Source organism: Leisingera sp. ABM4_101 (assembly GCF_056158725.1).
This window is the reverse complement of the sequence record NZ_JBSWTV010000002.1, coordinates 2,099,625-2,120,151: the sequence shown is the minus strand read 5'-3', so window position 1 is coordinate 2,120,151 and position 20,527 is coordinate 2,099,625. Positions and strand designations below refer to the sequence as shown.

At 64.1% G+C, this 20,527-nt stretch carries 25 protein-coding genes; 11 read left to right on the top strand and 14 right to left on the bottom strand.

Annotated features, from left to right (window positions below):
* Positions 1 to 28 precede the first annotated feature (28 nt).
* From ACXAEK_RS11380 to ACXAEK_RS11365, 4 genes are read left to right on the top strand one after another with little or no spacing between them, the layout of a single operon-like run.
* Complete coding sequence (locus tag ACXAEK_RS11380; RefSeq protein ID WP_475042004.1) at positions 29 to 688, top strand: ABC transporter ATP-binding protein; 660 nt, start codon at positions 29 to 31, stop codon at positions 686 to 688.
* Complete coding sequence (locus ACXAEK_RS11375) at positions 666 to 2,393, top strand: KpsE/RkpR family capsule polysaccharide export protein (protein WP_475042002.1); 1,728 nt, start codon at positions 666 to 668, stop codon at positions 2,391 to 2,393. The genes ACXAEK_RS11380 and ACXAEK_RS11375 overlap by 23 nt, the downstream gene beginning before the upstream one ends.
* A gap of 15 nt (positions 2,394 to 2,408) precedes the next feature.
* On the top strand, positions 2,409 to 3,242 hold the full coding sequence (gene kdsA / locus ACXAEK_RS11370; RefSeq protein WP_475042000.1) for a 3-deoxy-8-phosphooctulonate synthase: 834 nt from the start codon (positions 2,409 to 2,411) through the stop codon (positions 3,240 to 3,242).
* 22 nt (positions 3,243 to 3,264) lie between these two features.
* A complete protein-coding gene (locus ACXAEK_RS11365; protein ID WP_475041999.1) occupies positions 3,265 to 4,761 on the top strand; it encodes a phosphomannomutase/phosphoglucomutase in 1,497 nt (498 codons plus the stop codon).
* Between the two features lie 213 nt (positions 4,762 to 4,974).
* On the opposite strand, the gene ACXAEK_RS11360 is transcribed toward ACXAEK_RS11365, so the two are convergent.
* The 4 genes from ACXAEK_RS11360 to ACXAEK_RS11345 form a co-directional block, all read right to left on the bottom strand.
* The gene (locus tag ACXAEK_RS11360; RefSeq protein WP_475041997.1) at positions 4,975 to 6,894 is read right to left on the bottom strand and encodes an AsmA family protein; all 1,920 of its coding nucleotides are present in this window, start codon (positions 6,892 to 6,894) and stop codon (positions 4,975 to 4,977) included.
* A gap of 214 nt (positions 6,895 to 7,108) precedes the next feature.
* Positions 7,109 to 7,624: a hypothetical protein gene (locus ACXAEK_RS11355; protein ID WP_475041996.1), complete on the bottom strand. Its 516-nt coding sequence runs from the start codon at positions 7,622 to 7,624 to the stop codon at positions 7,109 to 7,111.
* Between the two features lie 34 nt (positions 7,625 to 7,658).
* The gene (locus tag ACXAEK_RS11350; RefSeq protein ID WP_475041995.1) at positions 7,659 to 8,558 is read right to left on the bottom strand and encodes a hypothetical protein; all 900 of its coding nucleotides are present in this window, start codon (positions 8,556 to 8,558) and stop codon (positions 7,659 to 7,661) included.
* Between the two features lie 63 nt (positions 8,559 to 8,621).
* The gene (locus ACXAEK_RS11345) at positions 8,622 to 8,822 is read right to left on the bottom strand and encodes a hypothetical protein (RefSeq protein ID WP_475041993.1); all 201 of its coding nucleotides are present in this window, start codon (positions 8,820 to 8,822) and stop codon (positions 8,622 to 8,624) included.
* A 269-nt stretch (positions 8,823 to 9,091) separates the two neighbouring features.
* Between ACXAEK_RS11345 and rimO the strand changes: the two genes are divergently transcribed.
* The gene (rimO, locus tag ACXAEK_RS11340) at positions 9,092 to 10,507 is read left to right on the top strand and encodes a 30S ribosomal protein S12 methylthiotransferase RimO (protein WP_475041992.1); all 1,416 of its coding nucleotides are present in this window, start codon (positions 9,092 to 9,094) and stop codon (positions 10,505 to 10,507) included.
* 16 nt (positions 10,508 to 10,523) lie between these two features.
* A complete protein-coding gene (locus ACXAEK_RS11335) occupies positions 10,524 to 11,366 on the top strand; it encodes a hypothetical protein (RefSeq protein ID WP_475041990.1) in 843 nt (280 codons plus the stop codon).
* Between the two features lie 96 nt (positions 11,367 to 11,462).
* Here ACXAEK_RS11335 and ACXAEK_RS11330 read toward each other — a convergent pair whose 3' ends face one another.
* A complete protein-coding gene (locus ACXAEK_RS11330; RefSeq protein ID WP_475041989.1) occupies positions 11,463 to 11,816 on the bottom strand; it encodes a diacylglycerol kinase in 354 nt (117 codons plus the stop codon).
* A gap of 145 nt (positions 11,817 to 11,961) precedes the next feature.
* Between ACXAEK_RS11330 and ACXAEK_RS11325 the strand changes: the two genes are divergently transcribed.
* Positions 11,962 to 12,216, top strand: coding sequence for a CDGSH iron-sulfur domain-containing protein (locus ACXAEK_RS11325; RefSeq protein WP_475041988.1), 255 nt, complete (start codon positions 11,962 to 11,964; stop codon positions 12,214 to 12,216).
* A 2-nt stretch (positions 12,217 to 12,218) separates the two neighbouring features.
* Here the strand turns inward: ACXAEK_RS11325 and ACXAEK_RS11320 are convergent, their stop codons facing one another.
* The 5 genes from ACXAEK_RS11320 to ACXAEK_RS11300 all read right to left on the bottom strand — a co-directional run bounded on the left by ACXAEK_RS11320 (position 12,219) and on the right by ACXAEK_RS11300 (position 14,233).
* The gene (locus tag ACXAEK_RS11320; protein ID WP_475041986.1) at positions 12,219 to 12,500 is read right to left on the bottom strand and encodes a DUF6455 family protein; all 282 of its coding nucleotides are present in this window, start codon (positions 12,498 to 12,500) and stop codon (positions 12,219 to 12,221) included.
* The gene (locus tag ACXAEK_RS11315; RefSeq protein ID WP_475041985.1) at positions 12,497 to 12,757 is read right to left on the bottom strand and encodes a DUF6455 family protein; all 261 of its coding nucleotides are present in this window, start codon (positions 12,755 to 12,757) and stop codon (positions 12,497 to 12,499) included. Before ACXAEK_RS11315 ends, ACXAEK_RS11320 begins: the two co-directional genes overlap by 4 nt.
* 14 nt (positions 12,758 to 12,771) lie before the next feature.
* Positions 12,772 to 13,035, bottom strand: a complete 264-nt coding sequence (locus ACXAEK_RS11310) for a DUF6455 family protein (protein WP_475041983.1) — start codon at positions 13,033 to 13,035, stop codon at positions 12,772 to 12,774.
* 88 nt (positions 13,036 to 13,123) lie between these two features.
* Entirely contained in the window at positions 13,124 to 13,516 is a 393-nt protein-coding gene (locus ACXAEK_RS11305) for a YigZ family protein (protein WP_475041981.1), read from the bottom strand.
* 3 nt (positions 13,517 to 13,519) lie between these two features.
* Complete coding sequence (locus tag ACXAEK_RS11300) at positions 13,520 to 14,233, bottom strand: M48 family metalloprotease (protein WP_475041979.1); 714 nt, start codon at positions 14,231 to 14,233, stop codon at positions 13,520 to 13,522.
* A 150-nt stretch (positions 14,234 to 14,383) separates the two neighbouring features.
* On the opposite strand from ACXAEK_RS11300, the gene ACXAEK_RS11295 reads away from it, so the two are divergent.
* Complete coding sequence (locus ACXAEK_RS11295) at positions 14,384 to 14,620, top strand: hypothetical protein (protein WP_475041977.1); 237 nt, start codon at positions 14,384 to 14,386, stop codon at positions 14,618 to 14,620.
* 2 nt (positions 14,621 to 14,622) lie between these two features.
* Here the strand turns inward: ACXAEK_RS11295 and ACXAEK_RS11290 are convergent, their stop codons facing one another.
* Complete coding sequence (locus ACXAEK_RS11290) at positions 14,623 to 14,901, bottom strand: DUF167 domain-containing protein (RefSeq protein ID WP_475041976.1); 279 nt, start codon at positions 14,899 to 14,901, stop codon at positions 14,623 to 14,625.
* A gap of 198 nt (positions 14,902 to 15,099) precedes the next feature.
* Between ACXAEK_RS11290 and ACXAEK_RS11285 the strand changes: the two genes are divergently transcribed.
* Together ACXAEK_RS11285 and ACXAEK_RS11280 are read left to right on the top strand one after the other, a co-directional pair.
* On the top strand, positions 15,100 to 15,678 hold the full coding sequence (locus ACXAEK_RS11285; protein ID WP_475041975.1) for a nitroreductase family protein: 579 nt from the start codon (positions 15,100 to 15,102) through the stop codon (positions 15,676 to 15,678).
* A complete protein-coding gene (locus ACXAEK_RS11280; RefSeq protein ID WP_475041974.1) occupies positions 15,675 to 16,364 on the top strand; it encodes an EI24 domain-containing protein in 690 nt (229 codons plus the stop codon). The genes ACXAEK_RS11285 and ACXAEK_RS11280 overlap by 4 nt, the downstream gene beginning before the upstream one ends.
* 313 nt (positions 16,365 to 16,677) lie before the next feature.
* Here the strand turns inward: ACXAEK_RS11280 and ACXAEK_RS11275 are convergent, their stop codons facing one another.
* Positions 16,678 to 16,953, bottom strand: coding sequence for a DUF1467 family protein (locus ACXAEK_RS11275; RefSeq protein WP_475041972.1), 276 nt, complete (start codon positions 16,951 to 16,953; stop codon positions 16,678 to 16,680).
* Positions 16,954 to 17,009: 56 nt separating this feature from the next.
* Entirely contained in the window at positions 17,010 to 17,414 is a 405-nt protein-coding gene (gene mce, locus ACXAEK_RS11270) for a methylmalonyl-CoA epimerase (RefSeq protein WP_271907013.1), read from the bottom strand.
* A 177-nt stretch (positions 17,415 to 17,591) separates the two neighbouring features.
* On the opposite strand from mce, the gene ACXAEK_RS11265 reads away from it, so the two are divergent.
* Positions 17,592 to 18,311, top strand: a complete 720-nt coding sequence (locus ACXAEK_RS11265) for a response regulator (RefSeq protein ID WP_475041971.1) — start codon at positions 17,592 to 17,594, stop codon at positions 18,309 to 18,311.
* Between the two features lie 970 nt (positions 18,312 to 19,281).
* Here the strand turns inward: ACXAEK_RS11265 and ACXAEK_RS11260 are convergent.
* Positions 19,282 to 20,520 carry a DUF1501 domain-containing protein gene (locus tag ACXAEK_RS11260; RefSeq protein WP_475041969.1) on the bottom strand — a complete coding sequence of 413 codons (1,239 nt, stop codon included), beginning with the start codon at positions 20,518 to 20,520 and terminating at the stop codon, positions 19,282 to 19,284.
* Positions 20,521 to 20,527: the final 7 nt, after the last annotated feature.

Genomic DNA, 20,527 nt, shown 5'->3' with positions numbered 1-20,527 from the left:
GGCCGCACGAGCAGCACCGGAACAAGCGATGCTTGAGTTTGAAAACGTCAGCAAGTCCTTCTGGACCGGAACCCAGCGCAAGGTGATCCTTGATCGCGTGTCGTTCCGTATCGAGCCCGGCAAATCGCTGGGCGTGCTGGCGCCCAACGGCACCGGCAAGACAACGCTGATCAACATGATGGCGGGGCTCGAAAAACCGGATGAGGGCGAGATCCGCCGCAATTGCAAGATTTCCTTTCCGCTCGGCTTCATGGGCGGGGTGATCACCCGCCTGTCGGCGATGGAAAACTGCCGCTACATCGCCAAGCTCTACGGGCTGGACCCGGACTATGTGGAGGCGTACTGCCGCTGGCTCTGCGGCCTGGGGGAGTATTTCGACCAGCCGGTGGGCACCTATTCCTCGGGGATGCGGGCGCGGTTCAGCTTTTCGCTGATGCTGGCGCTGGACTTCGACGTCTACCTGATCGACGAAGGCATGCCCAGCACCACCGATGTGGAGTTCAACCGCAAGGCAGGCGAAATCCTGCAGGAGCGGCTGGCCACCACCACCATCATCATCGTCTCGCACCAGGCCAAGACGCTGGAGAAATTTGCCCGTTCGGCTGCTGTTCTGTTGCAGGGGCAGCTGCATATGTTTGACACTTTGGAAGAAGCGAAACAGCTCTATGACTACGAAACCGAGAGCTAAGAAGTTCCGCATCCGCCGCAGCCCCGCTGCCGCAGGAACCAGCACCCCGCCGCAGGACCAGGCCGCAGCCGCCGCTGCCCCGCGCCCGGCTGAACAGCCGCCGCAGCCGCAGGCGGCAGCGCCAGCGGAGGCCCCGGCGGCACCTGCCCCGTCTTCCCCGCGGTCTGCTGCGCCCTCTGCCTCGCCTTCTGCCGCGCCCTCCGGCAGCGCCGCCGCGGGCGCGCCGGTGTCGGGCATGGTCAGCTCGGCCCGCGAAACCAGGATGGAAACCGATATCGACGCCATCCGCCAGGAAGGGCTGACCGGGCGCCAGCTGCGCCTTGCCCGCCGGATGGCGCAGAAGCACAACCTGCCCGCCACCTCCGATTTCGAGGCGGTGCGGATGCTGCGCGAGCGCGGCATCGACCCGTTCAAGCGCGCCAACATGCTGGAACTGGTGGTGCCGCAGAACAAGGCGCAGCCCGCGGGCACCCCGCCGGCGCCCGGCTCTGTGCAGCTGCCGCAGACCGTGCCGGCCGCCAAGACCACCCTGCCCTCCACCGAGCTGAGCCCGGCAGAGCGGCGGACCCGCGAAATCCAGGAAATCCAGCGCGATATCGCCCGCCGCCGCCGCCGCAAGCTGTCGCTGCTGGCCGCCCGGGTGGCGTTCTTCGTGATGCTGCCGACGCTGGCTGCGGGCTATTACTTCTACTCCGTCGCCACGCCGATGTACTCCTCCAAATCCGAGTTCCTGGTGCTCAAGGCCGACAGCGCCGCCGGCGGCGTCGGCGGGCTGCTGTCGGGCACCCAGTTTGCCACCAGCCAGGACTTGATCGCGGTGCAAAGCTACCTGATGTCTAAGGAGGCGATGCTGCGGCTGGACCGCGAGGCGGGCTTCAAGGCGCATTTCACCCAAGACTGGCTGGACCCGATCCAGCGCCTGGAAAGCGACCCTACCAACGAGGAGGCCTATGCCACCTACAGCCGCAACGTGAAGATCGGCTATGACCCGACGGAGGGCGTGGTGCGGATGGAGGTCTCTGCCGCCGATCCCGAAGCGGCGGCGGAATTCTCCCGCAAGCTGATCTCCTATGCGCAGGAGAAGGTGAACAACCTGTCGCAGCAAAAACGCGCCGACCAGATGTCAGAGGCGGAATCCGCGCTAGCCGATGCCGAGGCCCAGCGCCGCGCCGCCCAGGAACAGCTGGTGGTGCTGCAGCAGCAGGGGTCGGTTCTGGACCCCGAAGGCGTGGTCGCCTCGCTGCGCCAGCAGATCAGCACTTTTGAAATCCAGCTGGAGGAAAAGCGGCTGGAACTGGCCGCGCTGCAGGACAATGCGCGCCCCAACCGGGCCAAGGTCTCCGGTGCTGAGGCCGACATCCGGCGGCTGGAGGCGGTGATCGCCAGCCTGAACAACAAGATGGTCGATGCCTCGGCCGGCGAAAACTCGCTGGCCAGCCTGCGCATCCAGATCCAGATGGCCCAGGCCGATCTGGCGACCCGCGACCTGATGCTGCAATCCGCCTTGCAGCAAGTGGAAACCACCCGTCTGGAGGCCAACCGCCAGGTGCGCTATCTGACCACCGCGGTGGAGCCAGTGCCGAGCCAGGAACCCTCCTATCCGCGCAAGTTCGAGAATACCGTTTTGGCATTCCTGATCTTTTCCGGTATTTATCTGATGTGTTCGCTCACCGCGTCGATCCTGCGGGAGCAGGTATCCTCGTAAAGCTATCGGAAGCTCATGAAAAACATCGATATCGCCGGCCTCACCGTTGGCAACGACCGCCCGCTGACCATCATCGCAGGCCCCTGCCAGCTGGAAACAGCGGACCACGCCCGGATGATCGCGGGCCAGCTGCAGGACGCCTGCGGCAAGGCCGGCGCCCAGTTCGTGTTCAAGGCCTCTTACGACAAGGCCAACCGCACCTCGCTCTCGGGCAAGCGCGGGCTCGGGCTCGACGAGGGGCTGAAGGTGCTGGACATGATCCGCAGCGAGTTTGGCGTGCCGGTGCTGACCGATGTCCACACTGAGGCGCAATGCGCAGCCGCGGCTGAGGCCGTCGATATCCTGCAGATCCCGGCCTTCCTGTGCCGCCAGACCGACATGCTGCTGGCCGCGGGCAGCACCGGCAAAGCGGTGAACATCAAAAAGGGCCAGTTCCTGGCGCCCTGGGACATGGCCAATGTGGTTGCCAAGGTGGAAAGCACCGGCAACCAGAACATCCTGCTGACCGAGCGCGGCACCTCATTCGGCTACAACACGCTGGTGGCCGACATGCGCTCGCTGCCGCAGATGGCGCAGGGCGGCTACCCGGTGGTGATGGATGCCACCCACTCCGTCCAGCAGCCCGGCGGCAAGGGCGGCTCCACCGGCGGCCAGCGTGAATTCGCACCGCTGATGGCGCGCGCAGCCGTATCGCTGGGGATCGCATCGGTGTTCATCGAGACCCATCAGGACCCCGACAACGCGCCTTCCGACGGGCCGAACATGATCTACCTTGACCAGATGCCGCAGCTGATCGAAAGCCTGATGCGCTTTGATGCGCTGGCCAAGGCCGATCCGATCCGTATTTGACCCCAAAAAGAGATTTCGAGACATGACCAAACCCCAGTCCGAGGTGACCCCGAACACCTGGAGCTTCCTGCGCGACGCGATGATCAAGCCCACCGGTTTCCGCGAGTATGACGCCCGCTGGAAATACCCGGAGGAGATCAACCTCCCCGGCATGACTGCCCTGGGCCTGGGTCTGGGCACCCAGATGCGCAAGCGCGGCATCGACCCGGTGATCGCGGTCGGCAACGACTACCGCGACTATTCCCTGGCGATCAAAAATGCGCTGATCCTGGGCCTGATGCAGGCCGGCATTCAGGTCAAGGACATCGGCCCGGCGCTGTCGCCGATGGCCTATTTCGCCCAGTTCCACCTGGATGTGCCCGCGGTCGCCATGGTCACCGCCAGCCACAACCCCAACGGCTGGACCGGCGTCAAGATGGGCTTTGACCGCCCGCTGACCCACGGCCCCGACGAGATGGGCGAACTGCGCGATATCGTGCTGAACGGCGAAGGCCAGCCCGCGCCCGGCGGTTCCTATGAATTCGTGGACGGCGTCAAGGAGGCCTATCTGGACGATCTGACCGGCGGTTTCAAAATGTCCCGCCCGCTCAAGGTTGTCTGCGCCACCGGCAATGGAACCGCCTCTGCCTTTGCGCCGGAGCTGTTCAAGCGCATCGGCGTTGAGGTGGTCGAAAGCCACAACCGGCTCGACTACACCTTCCCGCATTACAACCCGAACCCCGAAGCCATGGAAATGCTGCACGACATGTCGGCATCGGTGAAGGCTTCCGGCGCCGATCTGGCGCTTGGCTTTGACGGCGACGGCGACCGCTGCGGCGTGGTCGACGACGAGGGCGAGGAGATCTTTGCCGACAAGGTGGGCGTGATCATGGCCCGCGATCTGTCGAAGCTCTACCCGAACTCCACCTTTGTCGCGGATGTGAAATCCACCGGCCTGTTTGCCAGCGATCCCGAGCTGCAGAAGAACGGCGTCACCGCGGATTACTGGAAAACCGGCCACAGCCACATGAAGCGGCGGGTCAAGGAAATCGGCGCCCTGGCAGGGTTTGAGAAGTCCGGCCACTACTTCCTGGCCGAACCGGTGGGCCGCGGCTACGACTGCGGCATGCGGGTGGCGGTCGAGGTCTGCAAGATGCTGGACCGCAACCCGGGCCAGTCGATGTCCGACCTGCGCAAGGCGCTGCCCAAGACCTGGTCGACCCCCACCATGTCGCCCTATTGCGCCGACACCGAAAAATACACCGTGCTGGAGCGGCTGGTTCAGAAACTGGTCGCCAAGCATGAGGCAGGCGAGCAATTTGCAGGCCGCGCCATCAAGGACGTCGTGACCGTGAACGGCGCCCGGGTGATCCTGGACAACGGCTCCTGGGGGTTGGTGCGGGCGTCCTCCAACACGCCGAACCTGGTGGTGGTCTGCGAAAGTTCCGAAAGCGAAGCGGAAATGCGGGCGATCTTTGCAGATATCGATGCGGTAATCCGCACCGAACCGCTGGTCGGTGACTACGACCAGACTATCTGAGCCCCGCTTGAATGAGGGATTTCGCCTGCTGACGCAGGCGACCGGCGCCCGCCTTCGGCGGGCGCTTTTTGTTTGGCTGAGAAGCGATCTAAGGTCAGGTCTGCCCTTAGATGCGCGTTCTCCAGTGTAAAACGCCTGCAGCCGCGTCAAGGACAGGCCGGGCTGCGCCCGGGGGCCTTCGGCCCTCCTTGACCCGGCCTCCGGCCGGGGCGCTCAGTCGCCGCCGAGCAGTTTCAGCAGCTGATCGCGGGCTTCCTGCTCGATGCGCTGTTTCAGCACATCGTTGACGTCCTGTTCCGGTGCGATCTCCGTTTCCAGGTTCAGCTCCTCCGCCAGCTTCTGGCGCACCCGGTCCTTGGCCTCCTGCTCCACATCGCCGATCCGGTTTTGCAGTGCCTGGCTCAGATCCGGGCGGATCTGCGGGTCTTCCCAGGGGCCGGTGATCCGCACCGGAATGGTCAGCACCTGATCGCTGCCCGCCCGCACGATCTGCGGTGTGAACAGATAGTCGAGATCGCGCGCTCCCAGGCCGATCCGCCCCTTGCCATCAGCCCGGAACCCCTTGAGCAGCACCAGCAGGTCCTGGTTCCGCAGGTTGCCGCCCTCAATCGTGTAGCTGGCGGTCAGCTGGTCGAACACAGTGCTGCCGCCATTGCCGCCGGAACGCATCAGCTGTTCCAGGTCAAAGCCGGTGAAGAACCCCTTACCCGCTTCCAGCCAGCCCTTGCCGCTGAGCGAGCGCATGATCGCATCCACCGAATTGCCGGAGCCGAGAAACTCCAGCTCCCCCAGCGCCTCGCCGTTGAGGCGGCTGTAGCCCGCGGTCTCCCCCAGGGCGCGCTCCAGCCGGATGCCGTTGAAATTCAGCTTGCCGCCGACCGACAGCCCGTTCCGGTTGTTGGCGACCACCTGCCCCTGCACCTGGCCGCCGAACATCGACGCGGGCAGGAACTTCAGCACCGCCCGGCTGCGGTCGATCTCCAGGTTCAGCTTGCTCGCCCCCAGGGTGACGCCGCCGGTCTTCAGGCTGTCAAAGCTCAGCCCCACCACCGCATCCGCAAGCCCCAGCGCCGAGGCGTCGATTGCCTCCTTCGGCCAGCCGCCCGCCGCAGCGCCGCCGCCGGAACCGCCCTGGCTGCCGCTGAAGTCGGAGAAATCCAGCGCCCCGCCCTGCAGCTGCGCGGTGATCCTGGGACGCGCGCCAAGCTCCACATCCGCCGCACCGGTCACCCGGTTGCGGCCCAGTTCCGCCGACAGGTCGCGCATCGACAGCCGCCCGTCCGCGGTATAGGTCACATCGGCGCCAAACACCGCCTTCTGCGCCAGCGCATCCGGCAGGAACACCCCCAGCGCCACCCCGGTCTGCAAGGCATCCTCCGCCCCGAAGGTCAGCCGCCCGCTGGCCTCGCCGCTGATCGCCGCGTGGCCGTCAAACCGGCCGATGCCGCCGGGCGCCGTGACCGAGGCGCCGACCGAGGACACCTCCCCCGCCAGGAAGGCCGCAAAGGTGCCGATTTCCGCGTCAATGACAACCGGCTCCCCCGCCGGGCGCAGGGTGGCCTTGACCGCCACGGTGCCGGCAGGATCCGGCCACCGCAGGCTGAGGTCGGTGTTCTTCATCTCCACCGGCGCCTGCCCATGTGCCGCATAGCGCAGCGAGGCGCCGGTCAGCTCCACCGCCTCGATCCTGAGCGGCAGCGCGCCGCCACCGCTGCTGCCCGCTGCGCTGCCGCCCGCTGCCGGCGCGCCGCTGTCAAACACCCAGTTGCCGGTGCCATCCTCCCGCGTTGCCAGGTTCAGATGCGGCAGGATGGCGGAAATCTCGGTGACCCGCACGTCGCCCTGCAGCAGATCCGCCGCCGACACCCCGATGGTCAGCCGCTCCGCGCTCAGCATCGGCGCCGGCCCGGCCCAATCGGCGTTGGACAGCGTCACCGCATCCGCCTTGACCCCCAGCGTGGGCCAGAAAGTGAACCGCGCCTTGCCGCCGATCTCCAGCTTGCGCCCGGTCTGCGCCTCCAATTGATCCGCCGCCAGCTGCGCGATCTTCTCGCCCGGCAAGAGCAGCACCAGCCCCAGCAAGACAGCCACCGTCAGCACCAGCGCCGTCACGACCCGGATAATCAGCTTCATCGGCCCACTCCTCATGTCTTGTCCCCCGTTGCGGCAAGGTGTTCCACCGAGGGTCTTTTCCCCAGCTTAGCGCCTGGGAGAGAGGGTGCAATGCGGGAAGTGGTTCCTCGAACGTGAGGTTCGCGCCCGCCGCCGTGCTGCTAGCACGCCTCCGGCATGACGGGGCGGGCCGGGCGCGAACCGGATCGCTATGCGATCCGGGAAGAGTGTCCTTCTACCGAAGCCTAAACCGCTGGCGCAGCCCCAGGCCGAGGAAGAACAGCAAAGGCAGGCTGGCAACGGTCTGGAGGCCGGAGTAGAATTGCAGCACCGGAGGCAATTCCCTGAAAAAGCCTGCCTCGAAGTACACCCGCCCGAACCCGAAAACCGGAAACAGGTTGGAGAAGCTGAGCGCCATCGCCGATCCCATCGGCCGCTCAATCACGCTGTCCGGCGCCGGCACGCAACAGCCTGCGAGGTAGCCCCAGAAGGCAGCAAAGCCCAAGGCCCAGATCCCCAAGAGCCACAGCGTCGGCCGCAGGATAGAGTAGCCGTATTCCGAGAACAGGCCGAACAGCAGATAGGGCAGCCGCTGCCAGTGGGAGCCGATCTTGCCCGCAAAATGCATCTCGCGGCGGAAGAAGAAATGCTCTTCTTCGGGGAGGCCTTGTTTGGCGAGGAGGTGGCGGATTGTGGCGCAACTTTCGCGGGCTATTAGTGGCTCTTGCTTAGGGTCGGGACTTATAGTCAATAAATGACGAGTGCGTAAATGATCACAGTCACAGCTAACGCTCAATCACAGAACAGCTCTTTAAAATGAGATCATCAATGATCTTTATGCTATCCTGCTTTTGAGCACCCCTGGGAAGCCCATCCCAGTACAGAATTTTCATCAAGAGAAAATCAAAATCCGACAGTTCAACATCGCCCGCTTCACGGGAAAATGGATAGTAAAAAATGTCATGACCAGCAGCTACGCCAGATAGTCCAAATGACCTGTACATTGTGTCCGCAATACAGCGTCGCATTTCAAATTCGCTTAGGTCACTACGGATCCAGACTTGAGCTTTCTCAATTTCGTCATATCTTGTATGACTTACACTTCCAAAATGATGAACCGTCAAGCAGTTCTGCTGCTGATCCAAAAATTGTTGAAACAACATAGTCAACTGCTTCTTCCGGCCTGAGCTTATAGCTACGCTATTTGGCGCTATCCATGCTGAGATATATTCATCAAACCTGCGCAGCGCAATCTCCTCATCAACATAGACCAGAAAAACAAAGTTTCTTGTGCCTTTGGGTTTCTCCCTGATCGCCTTAACGCCAGTAACAAGTTCTATTTTCGCGAGTACAGTTGATAACGCGTCTTCAGCCACTTCAGCTATTGCCGTAGACGAAAAATGCTGATCCCCTTTGATTACAACATAATAGTCTTGAACGCGCTTTCTAATGGGCTCAATGCAAGCGTCATCGCTCTGCCCACACCAATGGAAGTCGTGAGCCAATTGTGCAAAATGCTCTGCAAACGGCCTGTTCTCGGAGGTCGAGTATTCTTCAATCAGCCGACAATCGCTCTTCGATAGCAAACCTTCAGCATTCAACCCGCTTGCACTCAGAAGAGCCGTAACAACACTGCCCACAAAAACGTTCTGTTTCAGTACGTGATACATCATGCTTACAGCCAATGTATGCCCCCCTCATTTAGGTTGTCGCGGCAGGAGAGCACGTCATTTTCCACTACCAGAAGCTTAGTTTTTTAACGGATACGCTACTTTTAAGACCCCTCCCCGCACAAGCCCTTTCCTAGGCTCAGAACCCATTGATTTCCGGTTTGCTTCTTGATGACCCCCATAAAGCGTCATCAGCACATACCAGGGGTTCTCATTGGCGGGGGTCAGCTTGCGCTGCGGGGCGGATGGGGCCTCCGGCGTTTCAGTCTTGTCACGCATCAATTGCTCTCGTCATGCAAATTCGCTTTGCCGCAAGCTTCGGGCTTTTGGGCTGCCGCTTCAACATCTAACGGAGGGCAGCGCCTGAACCTGGGTGGGTGCGAAGCGCCCTCCCGTGGGGAGGGTCGGGCGCTGCCCGGCCTGCGGCCGGGCGATGGCAAAAAACGGCAAAATGCACCGCCCCGGTGCACAGGGGGTGCACAGGCGGTGCACGGCCGGCACTCCCCGTTTTCCTTGCCTCCTGCCGCATTCCTGATATATGCGCGCGCATGACCCGTACCCCGTCCAGCAACCCGCCCAGCCTCCGCCCTGACCTTGCCCCGGAACCGCAGTTCCGCGACGCCCCCCGTGACGGCCAGCCGACCCTCGGCATGGTGTCGCTCGGCTGCCCCAAGGCGCTGGTGGACAGCGAGCGCATCCTGACCCGGCTGCGCGCGGAAGGGTATGGCATCTCGCCCGATTACGCCGGCGCCGATGCGGTGATCGTCAACACCTGCGGCTTCCTCGACAGCGCCAAGGCGGAAAGCCTGGAGGCCATTGGCGAGGCGCTGAAAGAAAACGGCAAGGTGATCGTCACCGGCTGCCTCGGCGCTGAGCCGGACTACATCCGCGAGCATCACCCGCGCATCCACGCGGTGACCGGCCCGCACCAGTATGAACAGGTGCTGGACGCGGTGCATTCGGCGGTGCCGCCCAGCCCGAACCCTTACGTGGATCTCTTGCCCGCGGCGGGTGTGAAACTGACCCCGCGCCACTTCAGTTACCTCAAGATTTCAGAGGGTTGCAACCACAAGTGCAAGTTCTGCATCATCCCGGACATGCGCGGGCTTCTGGCCTCACGCCCGGTCCACGCGGTGCTGCGCGAGGCGGAGAAGCTGGTGGAGGCAGGGGTGCGCGAACTGCTGGTGATCAGCCAGGACACCTCTGCCTATGGTCTTGACCGCAAGTATTCCGGCCACCCCTGGAAGGGGGAGGACGTGCGCAGCCATATCCTCGACCTCTCCCGCGAGCTGGGCAGGCTGGCGCCGGCGGATGAGCTGTGGGTGCGGCTGCACTATGTCTACCCCTACCCGCATGTGCGCGAGCTGATCCCGCTGATGGCGGACCCTGAGAACGCGCTGCTGCCCTATCTGGACATCCCCTTCCAGCACGCCCACCCGGATGTGCTGAAGCGCATGGCCCGCCCCGCCGCCGCTGCCAAAACGCTGGACGAAATCCGCGCCTGGCGCGAGACCTGCCCCGACATCACCCTGCGCTCCACCTTCATCGTCGGCTTTCCGGGCGAGACGGAGGCGGAGTTCCAGCATTTGCTCGATTGGATGGACGAGGCGCAGCTGGACCGAGTGGGTTGTTTTAAATACGAAAACGTCGACGGCGCCCGCTCAAACGACCTGCCGGACCACGTGCCGGAAGAGGTGAAACAAGAGCGCTGGGAGCGGTTCATGGAGAAGGCCCAGGCGATCTCCGAGGCCAAGCTGGCGGCCAAGGTCGGCCAGACGATGCAGGTCATCGTGGACGACATCGACGAAGACGGCATCGCCACCTGCCGCACCAAATCGGATGCGCCGGAGATCGACGGCAACCTGTTCATTGATGAGGTAATCGACGGGTTGCAGGCCGGTGATTTGGCAACCGTTGAAGTTGATGAGGCGGGGGAGTATGACTTGTGGGGACGCGCAAAATAGCTTTTTGGAGAAATGTTTGCTGTACTCAGTAGTTTATGGATTTGAAATCCTGCACACTTACTCCCTAAGAAAATCAACTATCTACCCTCTCTTTCAAGACACAAAGGCTCTTAAGGAGGCGTCAAAATCCACTTTCGATGCCCCAGCCACGGCAGTCATTGAAGTTCCATCAGAAAACCGAGAATATTTATTCTGGCTGGAGGTTGTTTTTAGCTTCATTGATGGGCGCCAGTCGAAAGTCACTCACCCTTTTCAAGCAGAATCAATAGACGAAGCCGTCTCAGAGGCGATGAATGATCGCTGGAGTTTCGAAAGGCCTTTAGGGACTGGAAAAAGGATACAATCTGATATTTTTCAGCCAACATCTAGGGCGCAGTTTATTGATTTGGCGTTAAACGTAATTGAGGACATAGCCTCACCTACTAACAGCGAGTTTCGCCAACTTCTCCATAAAGTGTCACTCTGCTTCTCAGGCGGCTCATCACAATTTATTGATGTTCAATATTACCTTCTTTTCTCTGGCCTCGAAGCACTGGCAAGAAAAGAATTGAACATTTCAGGCTCGAGCGACACCGCGAGAGCTATAGCGGAGTTTTCTCAGCTTCACGGTTTTGACATTGCTCAACAACGTGACGTCGACCTTTTCAGAAGTGCACTCACTTACACGTTCCTAAGAAACTCTTCTTTTCACAATGGGGAACTTGAGGCGATCTACAAGCCGACTGGCGAGCTACTCAAATTGACGAAATACAAAGCCCAGTTCGAACGCTTGGTTTGCCTACTAATTCTTAAGCACGTAGGTTTCGACGACGGGCATACTAACTGGAACTCGTGGTTAAGCCGAACCCCATTCAAGTAACTTGCAACCCAGCGCCTGACCCTGGGTGGGTGCGAAGCGCCCTCCCGTGGGGAGGGTCGGGCGCTAGCCCGCGCTTTGCGCGGGCTACATTGCAACTTACAACCCAACCAGCACCACACCCCACGCAACGCCTGCAGCAACCGCTGTCACTGCCACACCGGCGCTGCCTGCATCCTTGGCACGGCAGGCCAGTTCGTGGTGGTCCTTGGAAATGTAATCCACCGTCCGCTCAATTGCAGTATTCATCAGCTCTGCCGCCAGCACCAGAATGCCCAAGGCCAGGATCAGCGCGCGCTCAGGCCCCTCCAGCGGCAGCCACAGGGCCAGGGCGGCGGAGGCCAGGTTGGTCCAGACCCAGGTGCGGAAGGAATGCTCATTGGCCCAGGCGTCGCGGCAGCCGGCCCAGCTCCAGATGGTGCGCCGTTTCAATTGGTTCAGAAAATACGTCATCGCGGCACTTTGGCGGCAGCACCGGCGGGGTTCAATAGGCGATGGCGACGGAAATGCCGCGGCGGATGGCCGGGCCCGGACTTGACCGCCTCGTGCGCGGAGGCCACCCTTTGCGGGAGACACCAGCCAGGGGGAGCGCCCAGCCATGCCAAGCGACAACACAGACACTCCGGACATCGCCCAGAAAGCCCCCTTCCCCGTCGAGGTGACCGAGGGAAAGACCTATTTCTGGTGCGCCTGCGGCAAGTCGCAAAAGCAGCCGTTCTGCGATGGCTCGCACAAGGGCACGGAATTCGCGCCGGTGAAATACACTGCAGAAAGGGACGGCAAGCTGTTCTTTTGCGGCTGCAAGCACTCCGCCAAAAAGCCGCTCTGCGACGGCAGCCATTCCAAGCTCTAGGGTCAGGAACCGGGCATCAGTTGCTTGATCACCTGGGCGCTGGGGCAGAATTCCGGCACCGCGGGCGCATTTTCGCGGCGGGCGGAGAGCCACAGGGCGCAGGACTTGCTGCAGCCGGCGCCGCGGCAGGTGGTGACCATGCGGGCATAATCCAGGCCGCTGAGGCGGCCGGCGCGCATTTCCTGGTCCAGATCGACGCCCGCGGCCTGAGCCACGGCGCGCAGCAGCCACAGGTGGCGGAAGATATTGCCGAGGCCCTCTGCCTCCGCTGCCATGTCCTTCATGCGCGGCAGCCCTTCAGCTGCATCAGCTGATCCGCATTGCGGCAGCCGGGCATCGGCGTCTCTGCACGCTCATGGGCGGCCAGGAAGGCCTCGCACTGCTGCGGCGCATCGCAGCCGCGGCAGCGGGTGATCATTGCGGCCCAGTCCTCGTGGCTGATCTCGCCCGCAGCAAAGGCGGCGGAGAGGTCAACGCCGGTGGCCTTGCCCATCCGGGCCATCAGGCGCAAGTGGTAAAGCGGGTCGCCCAGCGGCTGCATGGTTTACGCTCCTGTTATGCCGTCTGCTCGTTCAGAAAGCCGAGCAGGTCGCGGTTGCGGCAGAAATCGGGGGCCTCGGCACCGGGGCGCGGGCCCTCAGCCAGCCATTTGCGGCAGGCGCCGACACCGCCGCAGCGGGTACAACGCAGCACCGCCTCGGCGATCTCGTCAAAGCGCAGGGTGCCGGTGACCGCCTGCTCCTCCAGGTCCAGGCCGACAGTAGTGGCCATGCGGTCGAACAGTTCAGCATGTTTTTTCAGATCGGCATGGGCGGTCATCGCGCGGTCCCCCGGAATCATTCATTTCCGGTACAGCTTAGCCGCAGCCGCCGCCGCCCTATTTGACACAGGTCAAACGGTATTGATTTCAGGCGGATTTCCCGCTCAGGTGGCCGGTATACGCACGCACTGCATCCTGAACGCGCCGGAAGCGGTCGCCGCCCAGCTTCTTGCCGCCATACCAGCGCGTGACGATGATCACGTGATCCGTCAGGCCCTCGCGCTCCATCATCCGCAGGATCACCATGCCGGCGCCGGGCTCGCCGTCATCAGCCTTGAGGCCGCCGGTTGGCAGCACCGCCGCCCAGGTGTTGTGGGTGGCCTTGGCGTAAGAGCGGTCTGTCTTGAGGTCCGCCAGCACCGCATCCACCTCCTCCCGCGAGGTGACACGGGCGCCGGTCACCGCGTATTTCGAACCGCGGTCGGTCAGCACCACGCCGAGCATGGTCAGCGCCGGAGCGCCCTGGTCCTTGGCGGCCATGCCTCAGTTCAGCCCGTGGCGGTCGATGGCGGCCTGCACCACCCGCACCCGGTCCGGGTTGGCCGGGTGGGTGCCCAGGAACCGGTCGCCGGGATCCGGCAGCCGGTTGAAGAAGCGCACGCCGACGCTGGGCCGGTAGCCGGATTTATGGGTGATGATGGTGCCCAGCTCATCCGCCTCCAATTCGAAATCCTTGGAATAGGTGCGGGCGCCGACAAAACCGCCGACATCCTGCGCAGTGGAGACGGTGGCGGCGCTGCCGCCCGCCAGCGCGGTGATCAGCCCGGCGCCGACGCTGACCAGGGCAGAGTTCTGCGCCTGCCGCGCCAGGTGGCCGCGGATATGGTGGGCGGCCTCATGCGACATCACAAAGGCCAGCTCATCGTGGTTTGCGATCTGCCCCAGCATCCGCCGGGTAAAGGTGATCACCGGGCGGCCATCGCGCTGCAGGCTTTGATAGGCGTTGGGGGCGGCGTTCGGATTGGGGTCGATGCGGATCAGGAAGTCGCAGTTCAGGCCCTGGGTGCGGCTGCGGCATTCGCGTTCGGCGACCGGCTCCACCCGCCGGGTCACGGAGGCAAAGGCGTTTTGCGCCTCCCCCGGCGCCATGCCCTGCACCCGCGGCGTTTGCACGGCCGGCGCAGATTGCGGCGCAGGCTCAATCGCCACGTCACAGGCGCTGACGGTCAGGGCAAGCAGGCACAGAAAACGGCGCATGGCAGATCCTTTTGCAATTCGGCGGCAGTTTACCGTGCTCTTTCAGGGGAAAGCAATCGCCGGGCAGCGGAAGTTTGCCGGATCCGCGCGAATGAACCTCTGCAATTGCAAGGCCTTGCCAGCAGGCGGGCCGCAGTGCAGGCTGGCCTTATGTTTACCATCGAACATGAATTCGACTCGACGGTCATCACCCTGGTGGACGAGGACGGCACCCCGCTCCAGGAGGATGTGACCATCAATTCCTTTGCCGAGTGCGTCACGGTCGAGCAATACGACCCGCGCACCGACAGCGTGCAGAAAATCACCCTCTCGCACCTTATGGTGCGGGATCTCGCCGCCGCTTTGGACCTGCCCGAAGGCGTCTACCGCTTGGTGGGCGAAGACTAGGGTCAGGATCCAGTATAGGCAAACACCTTGTCGCGGGAGGTAGCGCCGCGGCGCAGCTCCAGGTTCGACGCTGCGGTGCCCATCGCCATGGCCAGAAGGCTTCGGATGGCCTCGGTTGCCTTGCCGTTTTCCGGCGCCGCGGTGACAGAGATCTTCAGCACGCCCTCTGCCTGCACGATGGCATTGCGTGCCGCCTTGGGCGTGGCGCGCACCGCGATTTCGGCGCCCGGCACGCACAAATGGCGCAGATCCGGCAGGTCTTTCTTCCTTGGCTTTCCCATATGGCCACACATGCCCTGTGCAGGCTGCGAAAGCCATAGACTTTGGCCGCCTCCCTTGGCTATCACCCTGCCAGCGAAACCCAAGCCACCGCCGCCTGCTGCATTTCCGGCACACCCGGCGCGCCAGGCCCTTTGGCTCTTGAAAAGACACCCATGGCCGCCGAAATAGGCGGCACCAGATGTAAAAAGGTTTCACATATGCCTGCACGCAATGACGCCGCCCTTGAATTCCTGCTGTCGCGCCGCTCGCGCCCGGCCAAGACGCTGGTGGCGCCCGCACCTTCGCGCGCGGAGCTGCTGCCGATCCTGACCGCCGCTGCCCGCACCCCCGATCATGGCAAGCTGGAGCCCTGGCGTTTTATCGTGGTGGAGCAGCCCGCGATGGCGCGGCTGGCAGCGCTGACAGAAGAGACCGGCCAGCGCCTCGGCAAATCCCCGGAGGATATTGCCAAGGGCCGCAGCCAGTTCGATCAGGGCCAGCTGGCCGTGGTGGTGGTAGAGGTGCAAAAAGACAGCCCCAAAATACCACCGCTGGAGCAGACCTATTCTGCCGGCGCGGTCTGCCTGGCGCTGCTGAATGCGGCGCTGGCGGCGGGCTGGGGCGCCAACTGGCTCAGCGGCTGGGCCAGCCATGACCGCAGCTTCTGCGATGCCGCCTTTGCCCTGGCGGAGAACGAGCGCATCGCCGGCATCATCCACATCGCCACCGAAAGCTCCGCCCCGCCGGAGCGGCCGCGCCCGGACCTTGAGGCCATCACAACCTGGATGAGCGCATGATCTTCACCGCCTTTTTCAAGACCCTCGGCCAGACCGGCGACCCGCGCTTCCGCAAGGTGCTGTTCCTTGGGCTGGGGCTGACCATCGCCCTGCTGATCGCGGCTTATGCGGGCTTCCTGATGCTGATCCAATGGCTGGTCGGCCCGGAGGCCACGCTGCCGGTCCTGGGCGAAGTCACCTGGCTTGACGATCTCCTGTCATTCGGATCGCTGTTCTTCATGCTGTTCCTGTCGGTGTTCCTGATGGTGCCGGTGGCCTCTGCCATCACCTCGATGTTCCTCGAGGAAGTTGCCCAGGCGGTGGAGGACAAGCATTACCCCGCCCTGCCCCCGGCGGCCAAGGTTCCGTTCTGGGACGCGGTCAGGGACACGGTCAACTTTCTCGGCCTGTTGATTGCCGCCAACATTCTGGCACTGTTCCTTTACGTGCTGTTCCCGCCTGCGGCGCTGTTCATTTTCTGGGGGCTGAACGGCTTCCTGCTGGGCCGGGAATATTTCACACTCGCCGCCGCCCGCCGGATCGGCACGGCGGAGGCCAAGAAACTGCGCCGCCGCCATTCCACTACCATCTGGGCCGCAGGCACGCTGATGGCGGTGCCGCTGTCGGTGCCGCTTTTGAACCTGGTGATTCCGATCCTGGGCGCAGCAACCTTCACCCATATCTACCACGCGCTGGTCCGCAGATAGGCCCCCACCCCGGCCTTCACCGGGTCAAGGCCGGCGCCAGCCGCCGCGCCCCCCCGCGCGGTTCAGCCTTGACGCGGTGAATGCTGGGATACGATCGAAATGGCGCCTTGAGGGGCAAACCTGCACCTCAAGCGCTTCTCAGCAATACACATTTGGAAACGGACCCCACCCCGGCCCATTCCAGCCCAGCGGGCTGGCCGCAACCGCGCCGCGCAGCCGCGCGGCGCCACGCCCAACCGGTCCCGAGGCATCATAATGCTTCCCGGACCGGGCGGGAGACCCTGTTGTCTTGCTGGTCGGATGCGGAATCGGATCACTGCCGTTCCGGCAGCATGCCCATCCAATCGAAATCACGCACCGAGACCGCACCGGAGATGACGATCCCGCAGATCACCGCCCACAGCACCGCGGCAACGCCGGTGGTGATCCAGGCCTTCTGCTTCAGGAAATGCTTTTCCGGCGCGCCGGCATGGGTGCCGGGCACCACTTCGCCCTTGTCGCCCTGGGTCTGCAGCCGGATCGGAATCACCACCAGGAAGGTCAAGAACCAGATCACCGCATAAAGCACGATCGCTGAGGTAACACCCATCTTGCTGCTCTCCCGGAGTTGCCCTGCCCCGCATCGGGGACAGGGTGCTCATAGCCTCAAACTTCCTCGAGTTCCACCAGGCAGCCGTTGAAATCCTTGGGATGCAGGAACAGAACCGGCTTGCCATGGGCGCCGATCTTCGGCTCGCCGGTGCCCAGCACCCGCGCGCCTTCCGCCTGCAGGTGGTCGCGGGCTGCCAGGATGTCCTCCACCTCATAGCAGACATGGTGGATGCCGCCGGCCGGGTTCTTCTCCAGGAAGCCGTTGATGGGCGAGTTTTCCCCCAGCGGATAGAGCAGCTCAATCTTGGTGTTGGGCAGTTCGATGAACACCACGGTGACGCCGTGATCCGGCTCATCCTGCGGCGCGCCCACCTTGGCGCCCAGCGCGTTGCGGTACTGCGCCGAGGCCGCCTCCAGGTCCGGGACAGCAATGGCCACGTGATTCAAACGTCCGATCATCTCTGTTGTGCTCCTCTCACAAATAGTCCTCCGCTGCGGTTATGGGGGCTTTGCTGCGCCGCGGCAAGTGCGCCAATGCGCACGGGCCGGGCCGCGCGGCAGCGGCGGGCGCGGCGTTAACGAGTAATTAGCCTCGAATCCCTAGCGTCGAACCATATCCCGCAAGGAGCTTGTGTTATGGACGATTCGGAACTGTTTGCTGCTGCCCAGCGCCTGCCCACCACCCGGCGCCCGCTTCTGGGGCTGACCATCCTGGTGGTGGAGGACAGCCGCTTTGCCTGTGAAGCCTTACGCCTTCTTTGCCTGCGCAGCGGCGCACGGATCCGCCGCGCCGACTGCCTGAAATCCGCCCGCCGCCACCTGCAGGTCTACCGCCCCTCGGTATTGATCGCAGACGTTGGCCTGCCGGACGGCTCCGGCCTTGACCTGATCCGCGAGCTGGCAGAGGCCAGCCCGCGCCCCAGCGTGATCCTGGCCACCTCCGGCGACCCCAGCCTGGAAGAGGCCGCGCTGGAGGCCGGCGCCGCAGGCTTCCTGGAAAAGCCGATCACCTCGCTGGCCGCCTTCCAGCAGAAAATACTGTCGAACCTGCCGGCCGACCGCCAGCTGCCCGGCCCGCGCGCGCTGCAAGATGAAACGGTGGAGCCCGACCTGCTGGCCTACCGCGACGACATGGCCCATGCCGCCGATGTGCTCAGCATGAGCCAGGAGGAAAAGACCCTGGCCTACCTGGCGCAGTTTCTGGGCGGTGTGGCCCGCAGCGCTGGTGACAGCCCGCTGGCAGAGGCCGCAGATCAGCTGGCCCGGTCCCGCCGCAAAGGCAAGCCGCTGACCCGGGACACAGCCGCCCTGGCAGGGCTGGTGCAGGAGCGGCTGGAACGCCGCGCGGCGATCTGACATGCTCGAAGCCTGCCTCATCGCCCTCGCCACGCTTGTTATCGTACTCTACGGCCAAACCCGGCTGGAGGCCCGCGCCATCCGCCGCAACCGGTGCAGCGATACAAACGGCCGCGCCCTGCTCCTGCACCGCAGCAGGCACTAGGCGCAAACAGTACACGGCTCCTGACCGCCCTTTTCGGGGCCCCAGCCCAAACTTGCCCAGCCGTGCGCTGAGGCCCTGCCGCCCGCTGAGACCCTGCCGCCTGCCGCGCCTGTGCCGGCTGCTGCACCCGGAGCCCGCGCACCCCGCGCCCCGCGCCCGGCGGCCTGCACGGCCGGCCCCTTCTTCCCTGTCTATTCCCGCAGTTCTCCCGCGCCCGCAGAGGCACGGCTTGCGCCGCCCCTCCTCGCGGCCTTGGGCCCGGCACCGCCTGCAAGGCGGTGCCGGGCCCAACAGAACGGACCGTTCACTGAACGGGCCGGGCTGGCGGGAGCTCCCTCGCTCCTTTGCGAAAATCTCAGTCCGGGCGGGAGGGGGCCTGCGGACATCAGCATGGGAAACACTGCCGCTAGAGGCAAAGCCCATTCCCCGGCACTGCCGACGGAACTGGCTTGCCCATGACGCTGCTCAGCTCCGCAGGGCCAGCAGTGCTGGCTCAAACGGACGGAAGCACTGCTCTAGCGCAAAGCCCGCCGCAGCCTGCAGACGCGCAAGTCGCAGCAAACCGGCAGTTTTGAGAAAACGGAACCGGCGACTCTAGTCCCGGCGCCTACCCCTTCACAGATCCGGTGCGCGCCTGGGCAGCGGCACAAGAGAACCGCCCCGCCTTGGGGTCAGGACCCATTCATCCTGCAAGGCTGGCACACAAATAGCAAGGAAACAGGGGTTTTGAGCGCACCGGGACTGGCGGTGTCATTTCCAAACGGTCAAAACCGCTGCTTTGCAGCGGTGTTCGCGTCCGCAGTTCAGGATGAATGGGTCCGGCGCCTAAAGCAGCAGCCCGGGGTCGCCGCCCATGGACAGCCCGGGGAACACAGCGGTTTCCAGGCTGCTTTTGCTGGCGCCGGTCAAACCGTGCAGCAGCCAGGCCAGATGGCTGCGGACGTCGCCGGTCGGCATCAGGTCGCGCCGGTCATAGAGATCCGCCTCAGCCAGACCCGGCCATTGCCCCAGGACCCTGCCGCCGCGGATCGCACCGCCTGCCAGCAGCATGGCGCCGCCGGTGCCATGGTCGGTGCCGCCGGTGCCATTCTCCCGCACCGTGCGGCCGAATTCCGTGACCGCGGCAATTGCGGTCTTGCTCCAGGCCGCCTCTCCCAGCCCTTTCTTCAGCGTCAGCACCGTGTCAGAGAGCCGCCCCAGGGCCGCGTTCAGGCTTCTGGCCTGTCCGGCATGGGTGTCCCAGCCGTTGATCGAAAATGCCGCAATCCTGGTGCTGCCGCGCAGCTGTTCTGCCGCATAGGCCGCTACTTCCCTATGCGCTTTTCCCTTCGGCTCCGCCATCATCGTGGCCATCATGCCGCCGCCGTCCCCGCCGCTGCCTTCAGCCGGGTCCGCATTCCCGCCGCCCGCCAGCGCGCTGTCCTGCCGGGTCAGTTCCAGGGCATCGTTGAGGGCGGCATGGAACAGCGGGTCTTCCTCCATCAGCAGGCCCGCCAGCCGCTCTGCCTGCGGGCTCATCGCCAGCCCCGCCCCCGGCGCCCATTGCGACACCGGCGCCGCGCCTTCCAAGAGCAGCATCCGCTCCTGGCCGATGGCAAAGGCGGTGCGCGCCTCTGCCTCCGGCATCTGCTGCAGCAAGCGGTTCAGCCAGCCGTCCCGCGCCTCGCCCAGCGCCGCGGTGCCCGCCTCCAGCAGGTCCTGGCCGTCGAAATGGCTGCGCCGGTCCCGGTACGGGGTGGACACCGCCTGGACAAAGCCCAGCTCCCCCTTGCGCCACAGGGTCATCAGCGGCGCCAGGCCCGGATGCAGCGCATAGAAGCCGTCCAAATCCTCCGCCCCGGTGCCAGGCCCGCCCGCCAGCTTCCGGCGCAGACCCGTATAAGCGGGATCGCCATAGGGCTGCACCGCATCCAGCGCATCCATGCCGCCGCGCAACAGGATCACCACCAGGCGGGTGTCCCAGGGGGCAGCGGCCAGGCTAACCGGCGTGACCAGCGGGCTGGCCGCCAGGGAACAGCCCAGCACAGCAGAACGGGCCAGCAGAGAGCGGCGGGTTAACGGCATCTTCCTA